Genomic DNA, 13,782 nt, shown 5'->3' with positions numbered 1-13,782 from the left:
TGCAAGCGGCTCGTTCAGAATGGCAGGACACTTCAAACTCCTGACGAAGAGGCGCTTTTTGCCTCACAGGAAGGGGTGAAATGCCCGGAGATTCTAGCCGCTGAAGCTGGATTAAATAAAAGAAAAAATGCCGTATCTATTCTGCCTTAAAATCAGGCGAGTAGAAAAAAGAAAGAAATATGAAAAGCGAAGATAAATTTTCTTGTCTTCGCTTCTTGTATTTGTGTTTCAACGTATTGATTAAAACTAGATAAAAGGGTTACAATAGTGAATATTACCCTACTTGAACTTATTGCCTTTCATTATTATTTATTTGCCTTCCGTATTTTTCCCCTTTACCCATGTGAAAAGAGAAAAACGTTAAAGTGTGGTGTCTGAATGAATTTGTCAATTGCAGCATTAGAAAACATGAAATTAAAAGAGTTATACGAGCTTGCGAAGGAATTTAAGATTTCGTATTACAGCAAGTTAACGAAAAGAGAGCTAATCTTCTCTATCTTAAAAGCTCGAGCAGAAAAAGAAGGTTTCTTTTTCATGGAAGGCGTATTAGAAATTATTCAATCAGAAGGATTTGGATTCTTACGTCCTATCAATTATTCTCCAAGCTCAGAAGATATTTATATCTCGGCTTCGCAAATTCGTCGTTTCGATTTACGTAATGGAGATAAGGTTTCTGGTAAAGTACGACCTCCGAAAGAAAATGAGCGCTATTTTGGATTGCTACAAGTTGAAGCTGTAAATGGAGATGATCCAGACTCAGCAAAAGAGCGTGTACATTTCCCTGCATTAACACCGTTATACCCAGATCGCCAAATGAAATTGGAGACGGAAACGAAAAAGTTACCGACACGCATCATGGATTTAATCGCACCAGTTGGATTTGGACAACGTGGTTTAATTGTTGCGCCTCCAAAGGCTGGTAAAACAAGTCTGTTAAAAGAAATTGCACACAGTGTCACAACAAATCATCCGGAAGCAGAATTAATTGTACTTTTAATTGATGAGCGTCCAGAGGAAGTAACAGATATTGAACGTTCTGTTAAAGGTGATGTTGTAAGTTCTACTTTTGATGAAGTGCCAGAGAATCATATTAAAGTAGCTGAGCTTGTATTAGAGCGTGCAATGCGTCTTGTAGAACATAAAAGAGACGTTGTCATTTTAATGGATAGTATTACCCGTTTAGCGCGTGCTTACAACCTTGTTATTCCACCGAGTGGTAGAACCTTATCGGGTGGTATTGATCCAGCTGCTTTTCATAGACCGAAGCGTTTCTTCGGGGCTGCGCGTAATATCGAAGAGGGCGGTAGCTTAACGATTTTAGCAACAGCGCTTGTTGATACAGGGTCTCGTATGGATGATGTAATTTACGAGGAGTTTAAAGGAACTGGAAATATGGAACTTCACTTAGATCGCTCATTAGCTGAGCGCCGTATCTTCCCAGCGATTGATATTCGTCGCTCTGGTACGCGTAAAGAAGACCTATTAATTCCGAAAGAACATTTAGACAAACTATGGGGTATTCGTAAAACAATGCGTGATACACCAGACTTTGTTGAAGGATTCTTACGTAAACTTCGTCAAACAAAGACAAATGAAGAATTTTTACAAAATATTGTTGCAGACTCAAAAAGGTATGTAACCACTAAGTAAAGGGAAAAGATTGGGACTCGCTTATTTCGTAGTAAGCGAGTTTTTTATGTTTTTAAGGGAATATTAGAAAGAGTAATATATGGAAAAAATTTTGTTTTTTTGAGATGAAAAGCATATTTGGGTCGAGAGCTTGAAGTGTCCTACGATTCTGAGCGAGCCGCTTGCGCTTTTAATTGATATCCAGTTCTGGCGGCTAGCTCTTCGTGTCTAAGAACCTCCGCTACTCAAGGTAAACAGCACCTTTTGTGCGAGAGAACCTTAGCCAGTCAGAGCTAAGCGAGCCGCCTCCACTTTTAATTTTTATCCAGCTCCAGCGGCTAGAATCTCCGGCCATTTCGCTCTCTCGGTCGAAGCAAAAAGCGCTTCTTGGTCGAGAGCTCCAATGTCCTGCGATTCTGAGCGAGCCGCTTGCGCTTTTAATTTTCAAAAGACAAAAACAGGTAGTTGCAAAATGGAGTTAGCCTTGTTATAATTTCATCATATGTGTTTCATCAATATAGTTGTGTAAGCAGCTGAAGATGAAAAACTCTGTTTCGAAAATGATTCAGGGCGGAAGGAGATGAAAAGAATGAAAGCAGGAATCCATCCAAATTACAATAAAGTTGTATTTATGGACACGAACACTGGCTTCAAATTCTTAAGCGGGTCTACAAAAGGCTCTAGCGAAACTGTTGAGTGGGAAGATGGTAACACTTATCCATTACTAAAAATTGAGATCAGTTCTGATTCTCACCCATTCTACACTGGACGTCAGAAGTTTGCTACTGCAGACGGACGTGTTGACCGCTTCAATAAGAAATACGGTATTAAGTAATAAAGAACATAAAACAGGCAAGTGTATGTATTCGCTTGTCTGTTTTTTTTGCGAAAATATTAAACCTTTACCCTACTTTAGATTAGGAAAGTAGATGAAAGGAGAGCTCAATGTACTTAATGAATCAAAATGGTTGGATTGAAGTGATTTGCGGGAGTATGTTTTCTGGAAAATCAGAAGAGCTCATCCGCCGTATACGACGTACGCAATTTGCGAAACAACATGCGATTGTATTTAAACCATGTATTGATAATCGTTATAGTGAAGAAGATGTTGTATCACATAATGGATTAAAGGTTAAAGCAGTTCCTGTTTCAGCTTCAAAAGATATATTTAACCATGTAACAGAAGAAATGGATGTTATTGCAATCGATGAGGTACAATTTTTTGATGGGGACATTGTGGAAGTGGTGCAAGTATTGGCAAATCGTGGCTATCGTGTCATTGTAGCTGGATTAGACCAAGATTTCCGTGGTCTACCATTTGGACAAGTTCCTCAGCTGATGGCGATTGCTGAACATGTAACTAAATTGCAGGCAGTTTGTTCTGAATGTGGATCTCCTGCAAGTCGTACGCAACGTTTAATCGATGGAGAACCAGCGGCATTTGATGATCCAATTATTTTAGTTGGGGCTTCAGAATCGTATGAACCACGTTGTCGTCATTGCCATGCAGTACCTACAAAACAAAGATAAATGAAACTCGCTATGTAGAGCGGGTTTTTTTCGAAAATAGATGAAGATTGGTGGCGAGCTCTTCGTGTCTAAGAACCTTCCGTACTAAAGGTGAAAAGCACCTTTTGTACGAGAGAACCTTAGCTATTCTGAGCGAGCCGCCTGCGCTTTTAAATATTATCTAGTTCCAGCGGCTAGAATCTCCGGTCATTTCGCTCTCTCGCTCGAAGCAAAGAGCGCTTCAAGGTCGAGAGCTTGAGGTGGCCTGCGTTTCTGAGCGAGCCGCTTGCGCTTTTAAATATATTATCTAGCTCCAGCGGCTAGAATCTCCGGCCATTTCACTCTCTCGCTCGAAGCAAAGAGCGCTTCAAGGTCGAGAGTTTGAAGTGGCCTGCGATTCTGAGCAAGCCGCTTACGCTTTTAAATATAATTTGCGTTTTTTTGATTAAGTACCATATACTATTTGTATTAGATACTAGGATGTAGAGGTGAATGGTGTGTTAGATCGTTTGCAAGCTGTAGAAAATCGTTATGAGAAGTTGAATGAGTTGTTAAGTGACCCAGAGGTTATTAGCGATACAAATAAGCTTCGTGAGTATTCAAAAGAGCAATCTGATATTCAGGATACGGTAGAGGTGTACCGTGAGTATAAAGATGTTCGTGAGCAATTACGAGATGCAAAAGCAATGTTAGAAGATAAGTTAGACGCTGATATGCGTGACATGGTAAAAGAAGAGGTTTCTGAGTTAGAAGGTCAAGAAAAAGTATTATCAGAGCGTCTGAAAATTTTACTTGTTCCAAAAGACCCTAACGATGATAAAAACGTTATCGTTGAGGTTCGTGGCGCTGCTGGTGGTGACGAGGCAGCTTTATTTGCTGGTGATTTATATCGTATGTATAGCCGTTATGCTGAGGTGCAAGGTTGGAAAACTGAAATTATCGAAGCGAGCTATACAGAGTTAGGTGGATATAAAGAGATTATCTTTATGATTAACGGTAAAGGTGCTTTCGCTAAGCTGAAATTCGAGAATGGTGCTCACCGTGTACAACGTGTTCCTGAAACGGAATCTGGTGGACGTATTCATACATCTACAGCAACTGTAGCTGTATTACCAGAGGCAGAAGAAGTAGAAATTAATATTCATGAAAAAGATGTTCGTGTTGATACGTTTGCTTCTAGTGGCCCTGGTGGACAAAGCGTTAATACAACGATGTCAGCGGTACGTTTAACACATTTACCGACTGGTGTAGTTGTATCTTGTCAGGATGAGAAATCACAAATTAAGAATAAAGAAAAAGCGATGAAAGTATTACGCGCACGTGTTTATGATAAGTTTAGACAAGAAGCGCAAGCTGAGTATGATCAAAACCGTAAACAAGCTGTTGGTACCGGAGATCGTTCAGAGCGTATTCGTACGTATAATTTCCCGCAAAACCGTGTTACAGACCATCGAATCGGTTTAACGATTCAAAAGCTAGATCAAATCCTACAAGGTAAGTTAGATGATTTCATCAATGCCTTAGTGATGGAAGATCAGGCTCAAAAGATGGAGGCAGCTGAGTAATGCGTGTCTATGAAGCCCTGAAATGGGCTTCTTCTTTTTTACAGGAAAATGGACGAGATGAAAATGCGGGAGAAATTGTCCTTTGTCATGTATTAAAGACGAACAGAACCGGAATGCTCATGAATATGCGTGAAGAAATAACTGCGGAACAAGAGAAAAGTTTTGCACAATTTATCCACAAGCACGTAGAAGGTATTCCGATCCAATATATGCTCGGTTATGAAATGTTTTATGGCCGATCATTCTTTGTAAATGAAGAGGTATTGATACCAAGACCGGAAACAGAGGAACTTATAGTTGGGGTGCTAGAGAGAATTGAGCGCCATTTCGGTAATGAGGAGCTTCACATAGCGGATATTGGAACAGGTAGTGGAGCGATTTCTATTACGCTCGCTTTAGAAAATAAAAATCTTCATGTGTATACAGTAGATATCGCGCAGGAGTCGATTGAAGTTGCAAAAGAAAATGCAAAAACTTTAGGGGCGGATGTAACTTTCTATCACGGCGATTTACTGTCTCCGTTTTATGAAACAGGTCAGAAGTTAGATGTTGTTGTTTCCAATCCCCCGTACATACCTGAGGAAGATTGGCGTGGTCTTTCTACTGTTGTGAAGGAGCATGAGCCGAAGCGTGCGCTTGTTGGTGGGGAAGATGGACTAGATTTCTATCGTCGTTTTATGGAGGAATTGCCGAATGTATTACAGAAAAAGGCGATTGTGGCGTTTGAAATTGGTGTAGGGCAAGGTGAAGATGTGAAAGCATTATTACAGCAAACTTTCCCGCGCGCTCAAGTTGAAATTGTATTTGATATTAATGGAAAAGATCGTATGGTATTTGCAGAGATGGAGTAAGGTTCACACCTTACTCTATTTTTTTGTGGGAAAATTTATATAGATTTTGAATTTAATAGTTTAGAAAGAAGTAACTCTGTCTACACTGTTTCTAGAGGGGACGGTGGAGGAAATGAAAAAACAAGTTATTGCTTATTTTCTTTTATTATTAATTGGTGCACAGTTACTTGTGCAGTTTGGATATATGAAAGCTGATGCAAAAGGGCCTACTGTTATTCCGAAAGAGGCCGTTCGATTACGTATTTTAGCTAATAGTGATTCCGATAAAGATCAGGCATTAAAACGTAAAGTACGTGATGAAGTGAAAGCGCAAATTGATGGATGGGTAGCGGATTTAACGTCATTTGAAGAAGCTCGAAAAGTCATTCAAAATCATATTCCTGAAATTGAAAAGACAGTGGAGAATACGCTGAAAAGAGAAGGAAGTAAAGAGGCGTTTCAAGTGAAATTCGGTAAGAATGTGAAGTTTCCTACAAAGGTATATGGGAATTTTATTTATCCGGCAGGAGAATATGAAGCGGTACTTATTACAATTGGAAAAGGTGAAGGTGCAAACTGGTGGTGTGTATTATTTCCACCGATGTGTTTCTTAGATTTTTCAAGTGGTACAGCTGTAAGGAAAGAAGAACATGTTGTGAAAGCTGAATCTCCTGAAGAGGAGCAGGTGAGACAACCAGATGAGGAAGTAGTGGATGTACCGGAGAAGAAAGTGGATAAGGTGAAAGAAACGAAAGTAGTAAAGCCGGAAAAAGCTGAAAAAGTAAGAGCCCAGGAAAAGAAAGTAGTAAAACATGAAACGCAAGTAGAAGAACAGCCTGTAAAAAAAGTAGAAACAAAAACTGTGGAAAAAGTGGAAAAACCTGTGGAGCAAAAACAAGAAAAGGAAAATGAGTATGTAACAGTAGAAGAGGAAGAAGAAAAACCAGAGGTTAAATTATTTATCGTCGAAGCTTTTACATCTTTATTCTCTAAATAGTACTATTAATAAATCCTTCCTCATATATATCACTGAGGAGGGATTTACTATGAAGAACGTGTATTTTGCTACGAAAGCAGATGTAGAAAGATTGCATTCTTTTTTCGGACAAGCTAATAAAAAAGATGATAAAATAAATGAGTTGTACGCACAATTTATGATCTTGGAAGAGGCGGGAGAAATACGAGCGGTAGTTGGATATGAACAAGGTGGGGAAAATGCACTTATCCGTTCTTGTTTATTCACACCTAATGTGGATAAACAGACTTTCTTATATTTTTTTGAGATGTTTTTGCAGTATATGAAAGAAAAAGATATTCGACAATTGTACTTACTCACAAATCATCCACAATCTGTGACAATCTTTCAGTTTTTTAACTTTGTCAGTATAGAGAAAGAGGAAGTGCCAGAGGAAATTCGACAGTTAGAACACTTTTGTAAAAATATAAAAGAGCTAAATGCAATAATACTAAATTGTCAGCTATTCACAAAGTTATCCACGGATTAACAAGGTTTATCCACATTTTGTGGATAAACCTTGTTTGTCTTTTGGATAAATCTCATAGTAAACTAAAAATAGACAAGTATTTCATGGTAGAAAAGGACGTGGGAAAAAATGCATACAAATATGTGGGTTGTGGATAATGTTGTGGAAAGAAAAAAATATTATCCACAATTAAAAGAAGCAGCGAGATTATTAAGAGAAAATGAAGCGGTGGCCTTCCCAACGGAAACGGTATATGGGTTAGGAGCAAACGCAATGGATGATGAAGCGATAGCGAAAATTTTTGAAGCGAAAGGGAGACCGAGCGATAATCCACTGATTGTCCACATAGGAACAAAATCTCAGTTAGATGGTATCGTAAGAGAAATTCCGCCGGTTGCAGAAAAGTTAATGGAGCATTTTTGGCCAGGACCACTAACAATCATTTTACCGAGAAAAAAAGGGATTTCAGAGAGGGTTACGGCCGGACTTAATACAGTCGGAGTGAGGATGCCGGATCATCCAGTAGCGCTCGCTCTTATTGAAGAGGCAAACGTGCCTGTTGCGGCACCAAGTGCGAATCGTTCAGGACGCCCAAGTCCAACGTTAGCTTCTCATGTGTATGAAGATTTAAACGGGAAAATTGCTGGTATTGTTGATGGCGGGGCAACAGGAGTAGGCGTTGAGTCAACTGTAATTGATTGTACGAGCGAGGTTCCCACGATTTTACGTCCAGGTGGGATTACGAAGGAGCAATTAGAAGCAGTGATAGGAAATGTTTCTTTAGATCCAGCTTTAAAGGATGAGAAAGAAAAACCGAAATCACCTGGAATGAAATATACACATTATGCACCGAAAGCGCCACTTAGTATTGTTGAAGGGTCCCGTGAGTTTATTCAACGTATTGTGGACGAGAAGAAGAAAGAAGGGTTTAAAGTAGGTGTATTAACGACAGAAGAGTATCAGCATGTGTATAGTGCAGATGTTGTATTGTCTTGTGGTATGCGAAGCGATTTAGCCAGCGTTGCGACTAAGTTATATGATGTGCTTAGAACGTTTGATGCAAGTGAAGTAGATGTTATTTTTAGTGAATCATTCCCGAATGAAGGCATAGGAAATGCAATTATGAATCGTTTAACAAAAGCTGCGGGACATCAGATTATTATTGAATGATAATGTACCTTTAGCAAACAGAATATTTCTCCTCGGATAAGCATATTGTGAAGTAGCACGTCCGAGGGGGGATATGAATGACACTTGAACAATTAATACCTTTAATAATTATGGCATTTGCCCTGGGGATGGATGCATTTTCAGTGAGCCTCGGTATGGGGATGGTAACATTAAAGTTAAGACAAATCCTTTATATAGGTATGACGATTGGGATATTTCATATTATTATGCCATTTATCGGAATGGTACTAGGACGTTTTCTATCAGAGAGGTATGGGGATGTCGCAAATTTTGCAGGAGCTACTTTATTAATTGGGCTAGGGTTCTATATCGTATATTCGTCTATTTTAGAAGGGGAAGAGACTAGAACTGCTCCAATTGGAATTAGTTTATTTGTATTTGCATTTGGTGTCAGTATAGATAGTTTTTCAGTAGGTCTTAGTCTTGGAATTTACGGAGCAGAGACAATTATTACGATATTATTGTTCGGACTAATAAGTATGTTACTGGCTTGGATGGGTTTATTGCTTGGTAGCCATGCCAAAAATATACTTGGCACATACGGTGAAATAGTAGGTGGTATTATTCTTGTTGGGTTTGGATTGTATCTCCTTTTTCCTATATAATTTTATGTAGGAGGGAATTATGAACAAGCTATTGGAATGGTATGTTAAGCTTTTAACCTTCTTTCCTCGATGGCTAAGAAGACTTATAATATTGGGTGTTATTTTGCAAATTTCGATGTTAGGTTGGATTAAGTTAATTCGTGAATGGTGAGATAGTTCCTTTCTGTGCATAGTTTCGTTTGTACTATATTGATCACACTAAAAAATTACAAATATAGAAAGGATGAGATGAATGACGAGATTGAAGCAAGTTTTTGGTATTATTATTAGTTTTTTTGTTTTTTGGTTCAGTATGCTCGGTGTACAAATGTTTGCTGAGTTTTTAGATATCGAATCATTAAAATTTGTTGCAGGAAAATCGGAGGCGGCGCGTGCATTTTATTCACCGTATCCATTTTTAATTGTTTTCCTTATTACGTTACTTTCCTTATATTTCTTTGTAATAAAGCTGGGTAGATCTAAAAAAGAGAAATTCCCGGCATTAGAGGAGAAGAACGAAGAATTACGATAAAAAATCCCCCGCTTTCAGCGGGGGGGTTATGTTTGAGTGATGAAGCTGGAGCTTTTCGGTGGTATCCAGTTCCAGTGGCCAGCTCTTCGCGTCTAAGAACCTCCCGCACTAAAGGTATAAAGCACCTTTTGTGCGAGAGAACCTTAGCTGGTCAGAGCTAAGCGGGCCCCTTCCACTTTTAAATGTATCCAGCGCAAGCGGCTAGAATCTCCGGTCATTTCGCTCTCTCGCTCGAAGCAAAAAGCGCTTCAAGGTCGAGAGCTTGAAGTGTCCTGCGATTCTGAACGAGCCGCTTGCGCCTTTAAATAGGCCTCACTAATTCAAATTGTTCTCCTAGTTTTGCGTAGTTGTGTCCTGCTAGGCGGCTTATTGGTTTTAGTTCTTCGGCGTGAATTCGGCCGTTTTCGTATAAGTGTTCAGCGACGTGAAAGCGAACGACGCGGCCGATTAGTAGGTCACAAGCTGGCGAGTCTTCGGTTCCGCCGAGTGGGATAGCGCGTTCTAATATGCACTCCATTCGAATGTTTGCTTCTTTAACCCCTGGTACTGAAATGACATCACTGTCAATTGGTGTTAGTTTTGCTAATTCGATTTCACTTTCATTAGGAGGTAGGTTCGCTGCTGTTTCGTTGATCGCTTCTACGTAAGATTCATCAGAAATATGTACGACAAATTCCCCTTTTTCTATTGCGTTTCTGGAAGTGTCTTTCGGTTTTCCTTCTTTGCGTTGTACTGAAACTGAGATAAGTGGTGGATTGGCAGCGACGATATTGAAATAACTATATGGCGCACCGTTCAATACGCCATCTTTAGTTACAGAAGTAACGAATGCAACAGGACGTGGAATGATACTTCCTGTTAGTAATTTGTAATTATCTTTTTCAGTTTGTTCGTTTGGATTAATGGATAACATGTTGTAATCCCCTTTCTAAATATGAATACTTATTGTTCCTTTACAAGATATCAATGGGAATCTCCTGCTGAAAATAATATTTTTTTGATGATGTAAAAAAAAGAGATTACCTCGATTGTACTGAAGTAATCTCTTTTTTGGTAAATATCTTGAAATAGAGATAAATATTAAAGTAAAACGTAAGCGCCAGGTCCAATTAAAGCTACACCGATAGCGACAGCGATTAACATTAAATTATATTCGAATCCGTTTTGTGTTACCCAGTAACCATTTTTTCCGTGAACTGTGAAAATTGCTACTAACATTGTTCCTACGATAAATAATGAACCAACTACAGTGAAAATACCTGCTGCGAATAAGAAACCACCTAATAGTTCAGTTGCGCCAGCCATAAATGCCATAAATACACCAGGACGTAAGCCGATTGACTCCATCCAGCCGCCAGTTCCCTTTAAGCCGTAACCGCCGAACCAACCAAATAATTTTTGAGCACCATGACCCATGAATGTAATTCCTATAATAAGACGAATAATAAGAAGACCGATATCCATCATTTTAAAAAACCTCCTAAAAGTTATTAACTTATCTTATGTAAGTAATAATAAAATAGTTACTTACTTTAGTCAAGTGGATTTCAACAAAAATTTGAAAGGAATTTTACAAATTAACAACAAAAAATAAAATGTAGTAAAGACCTCTAGACAAGTAAGTGAAAAAAAGAGAAAATATAAGTAGAAGTTAACTTCTCATTGTTATTCAGACAATCAGAATTGACTGGGATTTTGTGAAGCGCTACAATAAGAGTCTAGTAGTAATGACATGATTTATTTCGAAAGAGTTTTTACAGTATAACATTCGAAGTATGAAGTCTTACGTGTATTTCGATCTTGAATAGAGATTGCCCTATAAACTTTTAGGTAAATTATAAGGAGGACTATCCTATGTTTAAAAAATTATTCGGTTTTGGTTCAAAAACAAATGAAGAAACAATCGTAGCTCCATTAACTGGAGCAGTGAAAAATATTGAAGAAGTACCAGATCCAGTATTCGCTGGTCGTATGATGGGTGACGGTGTTGCGATCGATCCTACTGAAGGTGTAGTTGTATCTCCAGTTGATGGTGAAATCGTACAGTTATTCCACACGAAACATGCTATTGGAATTAAAGCGAAAAACGGTACAGAAATTTTAATCCACGTTGGATTAGAAACTGTAAAAATGGAAGGTGAAGGTTTCGAAGCTCACGTTTCTGAAGGACAAGCTGTAAAAGCTGGAGATAAATTAATCTCATTTGACTTAGAATTAATTCGTGAAAAAGCGAAAAGCACAATTACTCCAATCGTTATTACAAACACAGATGCAGCTGAGTCTATTAAGACAACTGTAGGTGTAACAGCTACAAAAGGTTCAACAGAAGTAATGAAAGTTACAATGAAATAATTATTTGATAGAAGGAATCCGTTTCATATGAAATGGATTCCTTATTTTGTTTCGTAGTGTGTTCATTATGTATGGTGAAATACTTTGGGCACTTGGAAATAAGGTTTCATATATGGGGATAAGGCGCATTTTTCTTAGAAAAAATATAAGAGAAATGCGCCTTTCGTATATTCACATTTCTTTTGTTCTATTCTATTCTAATGTACGCTATGATAAAGTGAAACTTTAATCAGTGGAGGGTGTTCATCCCCCGCTGATTATTAGCCTTCACCAATCGGGATAAATGTAGGAAACAGAAAAAAAGGGGTGGGTTTAGATGAAACGGGTGTTATTTGTTTGCACTGGAAATACATGCCGTAGTCCGATGGCTGAGGCTTTGCTTCGTCATTATGGAGAAGGTAAATTTGAAGTGCAATCTGCTGGTGTTTTCGCCTATCCTGGAAGCGATGCGTCGATACATGCAAAGGAAGCTTTAGCTGAAAAAGGAATTGTAATCGATCATGCTTCACAGCAGGTAAACGATACTTTGGTTGATTGGGCGGATATTGTAGTAACAATGACGGAAAACCATAAGCAAATTGTACTTGGGTATTATCCGAGCGTTGAAAAGAAATTGGATACATTATATGGATTAACTGAGGGTGTAAGTAAGGATATTTCAGATCCATTTGGCGGATCGCTTTCTATTTATAAAGAAACGTTAGAAGAGATGGAAAAACTTGTACAAACTTTACTGAAAAAACATTCAGAAGGTTGATGTTTCGTGTATAATACGATATTGGAGATCACTTCGTTCCATTAAGGTAGCGAGTGTGAAATGAAGATAATTGATTGAAACTTTGGAGGGGTAAAAATGAAAGTAGTAGTAGCATCTGATCACGGCGGTATGAATATCCGTAAAGAACTTGTAAGTTTATTAGAAGAGTTAAATATTGAATATATTGATTTAGGTTGTGAATGTGAAGCTGGTTCTGTTGATTACCCTGATTTTGCGTTTCCAGCAGCAGAAATGGTCGCAAATGGTGAAGTGGATCGTGGCATTTTAGTTTGCGGGACAGGCATTGGTATGTCAATCGCAGCAAACAAAGTAAATGGTATTCGTTGTGCATTAGTTCATGATACTTTCAGTGCGAAAGCGACGAGAGAGCATAATGACACTAACATGTTAGCAATGGGCGAGCGTGTAATTGGAGCTGGTCTAGCGCGTGATATCGCAAAAATTTGGCTAACAACTGACTATGAAGGTGGCCGTCACGAAAACCGCGTAGGAAAAATTAAAACGTACGAAACAAAGTAATAGATTCTAACTATAAGTAGTATGAAATATAATTTGGTGAACCAACCTGTGAAAGGAAGAGGCGTAATGACAGAAATCGTAAAGGTAAGAGAACAGCTGCAAATGTCGCTTTCTGATTTCCAAGAACAAGCCACGCTGCAAAGAGGCCAAATTTTTGTAGTGGGGTGCAGCACGAGCGAAGTGCTAGGTGAAAGAATTGGAACATCAGGAACGATGGAAGTGGCAGAGGCGATTTTTTCTGAATTTAAACAATTTCAAGAGCGAACAGGTATTGAATTGGCGTTTCAATGTTGCGAGCATTTAAATCGTGCTTTAGTAGTTGAGAGAGATGTAGCGATGAAATATCAATTTGAAATTGTAACAGTTACGCCTGTTAGATCAGCAGGTGGTGCATTAGCGACATATGCTTATCACAATTTTAAAGATCCGGTAGTAATTGAGTTTATTAAAGCAGATGCAGGAATGGATATCGGCGATACATTTATCGGTATGCATTTAAAGCATGTAGCTGTACCGGTTCGTACAAGTGTGAAGGAAATAGGAAGTGCGCATGTAACGATGGCGAAAACACGTGGGAAACTAATAGGTGGAGCACGTGCTGTTTATGCGGCAAATGAAGAAGCTATTCCTTGTCGTTAAACATGAAAAATTATAAAGTCTTATAACAGCTTTATATCGAAAGGTAAAAGGTATGTAGTCTGACTTTATAATAGAAGAAAGAAAAGACCAACTTTGGTCTTTTTTTTTCTTTTATGATATAGAAAGTCATGTTAGAATGTAGTTGAAAACATGAAGGTTCGAAAGAATTA

At 38.5% G+C, this 13,782-nt stretch carries 16 protein-coding genes; 14 read left to right on the top strand and 2 right to left on the bottom strand.

Annotation, left to right across the window (positions count from 1 at the left end):
- Positions 1 to 378 precede the first annotated feature (378 nt).
- The 10 genes from rho (at position 379) to MKX77_RS25845 (ending at position 9,324) form a co-directional block, all read left to right on the top strand.
- Positions 379 to 1,650, top strand: coding sequence for a transcription termination factor Rho (rho, locus tag MKX77_RS25890; RefSeq protein ID WP_215554818.1), 1,272 nt, complete (start codon positions 379 to 381; stop codon positions 1,648 to 1,650).
- A 568-nt stretch (positions 1,651 to 2,218) separates the two neighbouring features.
- On the top strand, positions 2,219 to 2,464 hold the full coding sequence (locus tag MKX77_RS25885; protein ID WP_000643447.1) for a type B 50S ribosomal protein L31: 246 nt from the start codon (positions 2,219 to 2,221) through the stop codon (positions 2,462 to 2,464).
- 110 nt (positions 2,465 to 2,574) lie between these two features.
- Positions 2,575 to 3,159: a thymidine kinase gene (locus MKX77_RS25880; RefSeq protein ID WP_002016305.1), complete on the top strand. Its 585-nt coding sequence runs from the start codon at positions 2,575 to 2,577 to the stop codon at positions 3,157 to 3,159.
- Positions 3,160 to 3,635: 476 nt separating this feature from the next.
- Entirely contained in the window at positions 3,636 to 4,703 is a 1,068-nt protein-coding gene (prfA, locus tag MKX77_RS25875) for a peptide chain release factor 1 (RefSeq protein ID WP_215556654.1), read from the top strand.
- Entirely contained in the window at positions 4,703 to 5,554 is an 852-nt protein-coding gene (gene prmC, locus MKX77_RS25870; protein ID WP_215554817.1) for a peptide chain release factor N(5)-glutamine methyltransferase, read from the top strand. The genes prfA and prmC overlap by 1 nt, the downstream gene beginning before the upstream one ends.
- Positions 5,555 to 5,666: 112 nt before the next feature.
- The gene (spoIIR, locus tag MKX77_RS25865; protein ID WP_341308171.1) at positions 5,667 to 6,530 is read left to right on the top strand and encodes a stage II sporulation protein R; all 864 of its coding nucleotides are present in this window, start codon (positions 5,667 to 5,669) and stop codon (positions 6,528 to 6,530) included.
- 49 nt (positions 6,531 to 6,579) lie between these two features.
- Positions 6,580 to 7,038 carry a mechanosensitive ion channel protein gene (locus MKX77_RS25860; protein WP_341308170.1) on the top strand — a complete coding sequence of 153 codons (459 nt, stop codon included), beginning with the start codon at positions 6,580 to 6,582 and terminating at the stop codon, positions 7,036 to 7,038.
- A gap of 108 nt (positions 7,039 to 7,146) precedes the next feature.
- Positions 7,147 to 8,187, top strand: a complete 1,041-nt coding sequence (locus tag MKX77_RS25855) for an L-threonylcarbamoyladenylate synthase (protein WP_341308169.1) — start codon at positions 7,147 to 7,149, stop codon at positions 8,185 to 8,187.
- Positions 8,188 to 8,264: 77 nt separating this feature from the next.
- Complete coding sequence (locus MKX77_RS25850) at positions 8,265 to 8,813, top strand: manganese efflux pump MntP (RefSeq protein ID WP_341308168.1); 549 nt, start codon at positions 8,265 to 8,267, stop codon at positions 8,811 to 8,813.
- 232 nt (positions 8,814 to 9,045) lie between these two features.
- Positions 9,046 to 9,324: a DUF3935 domain-containing protein gene (locus MKX77_RS25845; RefSeq protein WP_341308167.1), complete on the top strand. Its 279-nt coding sequence runs from the start codon at positions 9,046 to 9,048 to the stop codon at positions 9,322 to 9,324.
- A 301-nt stretch (positions 9,325 to 9,625) separates the two neighbouring features.
- Here the strand turns inward: MKX77_RS25845 and MKX77_RS25840 are convergent, their stop codons facing one another.
- Together MKX77_RS25840 and MKX77_RS25835 are read right to left on the bottom strand one after the other, a co-directional pair.
- Positions 9,626 to 10,237, bottom strand: a complete 612-nt coding sequence (locus MKX77_RS25840; protein WP_002034901.1) for a flavin reductase family protein — start codon at positions 10,235 to 10,237, stop codon at positions 9,626 to 9,628.
- 167 nt (positions 10,238 to 10,404) lie between these two features.
- On the bottom strand, positions 10,405 to 10,791 hold the full coding sequence (locus MKX77_RS25835) for a DoxX family protein (RefSeq protein ID WP_002068579.1): 387 nt from the start codon (positions 10,789 to 10,791) through the stop codon (positions 10,405 to 10,407).
- Positions 10,792 to 11,178: 387 nt separating this feature from the next.
- Here MKX77_RS25835 and MKX77_RS25830 point away from each other — a divergent pair, with 387 nt between their 5' ends.
- From MKX77_RS25830 to MKX77_RS25815, 4 genes are all read left to right on the top strand, one after another.
- Positions 11,179 to 11,676 (top strand): PTS sugar transporter subunit IIA, encoded by a 498-nt coding sequence (locus MKX77_RS25830; protein WP_002016294.1) that lies wholly within the window; start codon positions 11,179 to 11,181, stop codon positions 11,674 to 11,676.
- A gap of 316 nt (positions 11,677 to 11,992) precedes the next feature.
- Positions 11,993 to 12,433: a low molecular weight protein arginine phosphatase gene (locus MKX77_RS25825; RefSeq protein ID WP_341308166.1), complete on the top strand. Its 441-nt coding sequence runs from the start codon at positions 11,993 to 11,995 to the stop codon at positions 12,431 to 12,433.
- A gap of 96 nt (positions 12,434 to 12,529) precedes the next feature.
- Positions 12,530 to 12,973 (top strand): ribose 5-phosphate isomerase B, encoded by a 444-nt coding sequence (gene rpiB / locus MKX77_RS25820; RefSeq protein ID WP_000869917.1) that lies wholly within the window; start codon positions 12,530 to 12,532, stop codon positions 12,971 to 12,973.
- A 66-nt stretch (positions 12,974 to 13,039) separates the two neighbouring features.
- Positions 13,040 to 13,612 (top strand): TIGR01440 family protein, encoded by a 573-nt coding sequence (locus MKX77_RS25815; protein ID WP_341308165.1) that lies wholly within the window; start codon positions 13,040 to 13,042, stop codon positions 13,610 to 13,612.
- Positions 13,613 to 13,782: the final 170 nt, after the last annotated feature.

The sequence above is a fragment of the Bacillus sp. FSL R9-9410 genome (assembly GCF_038050385.1).
GTDB classification, from domain to species: Bacteria; Bacillota; Bacilli; order Bacillales; family Bacillaceae_G; genus Bacillus_A; species Bacillus_A cereus_U.
This window is presented reverse-complemented; position numbering and strand designations above follow the sequence as displayed.

Bases quoted from the DNA above. Each gene is read 5' to 3' on its own strand.
- rho (WP_215554818.1), top strand. From the start codon at position 379: ATGAATTTGTCAATTGCAGCATTAGAAAACATGAAATTAAAAGAGTTA.
- MKX77_RS25885 (WP_000643447.1), top strand. From the start codon at position 2,219: ATGAAAGCAGGAATCCATCCAAATTACAATAAAGTTGTATTTATGGAC.
- MKX77_RS25880 (WP_002016305.1), top strand. From the start codon at position 2,575: ATGTACTTAATGAATCAAAATGGTTGGATTGAAGTGATTTGCGGGAGT.
- prmC (WP_215554817.1), top strand. From the start codon at position 4,703: ATGCGTGTCTATGAAGCCCTGAAATGGGCTTCTTCTTTTTTACAGGAA.
- spoIIR (WP_341308171.1), top strand. From the start codon at position 5,667: ATGAAAAAACAAGTTATTGCTTATTTTCTTTTATTATTAATTGGTGCA.
- MKX77_RS25860 (WP_341308170.1), top strand. From the start codon at position 6,580: ATGAAGAACGTGTATTTTGCTACGAAAGCAGATGTAGAAAGATTGCAT.
- MKX77_RS25855 (WP_341308169.1), top strand. From the start codon at position 7,147: ATGCATACAAATATGTGGGTTGTGGATAATGTTGTGGAAAGAAAAAAA.
- MKX77_RS25850 (WP_341308168.1), top strand. From the start codon at position 8,265: ATGACACTTGAACAATTAATACCTTTAATAATTATGGCATTTGCCCTG.
- MKX77_RS25845 (WP_341308167.1), top strand. From the start codon at position 9,046: ATGACGAGATTGAAGCAAGTTTTTGGTATTATTATTAGTTTTTTTGTT.
- MKX77_RS25840 (WP_002034901.1), bottom strand. From the start codon at position 10,237: ATGTTATCCATTAATCCAAACGAACAAACTGAAAAAGATAATTACAAA.
- MKX77_RS25835 (WP_002068579.1), bottom strand. From the start codon at position 10,791: ATGATGGATATCGGTCTTCTTATTATTCGTCTTATTATAGGAATTACA.
- MKX77_RS25830 (WP_002016294.1), top strand. From the start codon at position 11,179: ATGTTTAAAAAATTATTCGGTTTTGGTTCAAAAACAAATGAAGAAACA.
- MKX77_RS25825 (WP_341308166.1), top strand. From the start codon at position 11,993: ATGAAACGGGTGTTATTTGTTTGCACTGGAAATACATGCCGTAGTCCG.
- rpiB (WP_000869917.1), top strand. From the start codon at position 12,530: ATGAAAGTAGTAGTAGCATCTGATCACGGCGGTATGAATATCCGTAAA.
- MKX77_RS25815 (WP_341308165.1), top strand. From the start codon at position 13,040: ATGACAGAAATCGTAAAGGTAAGAGAACAGCTGCAAATGTCGCTTTCT.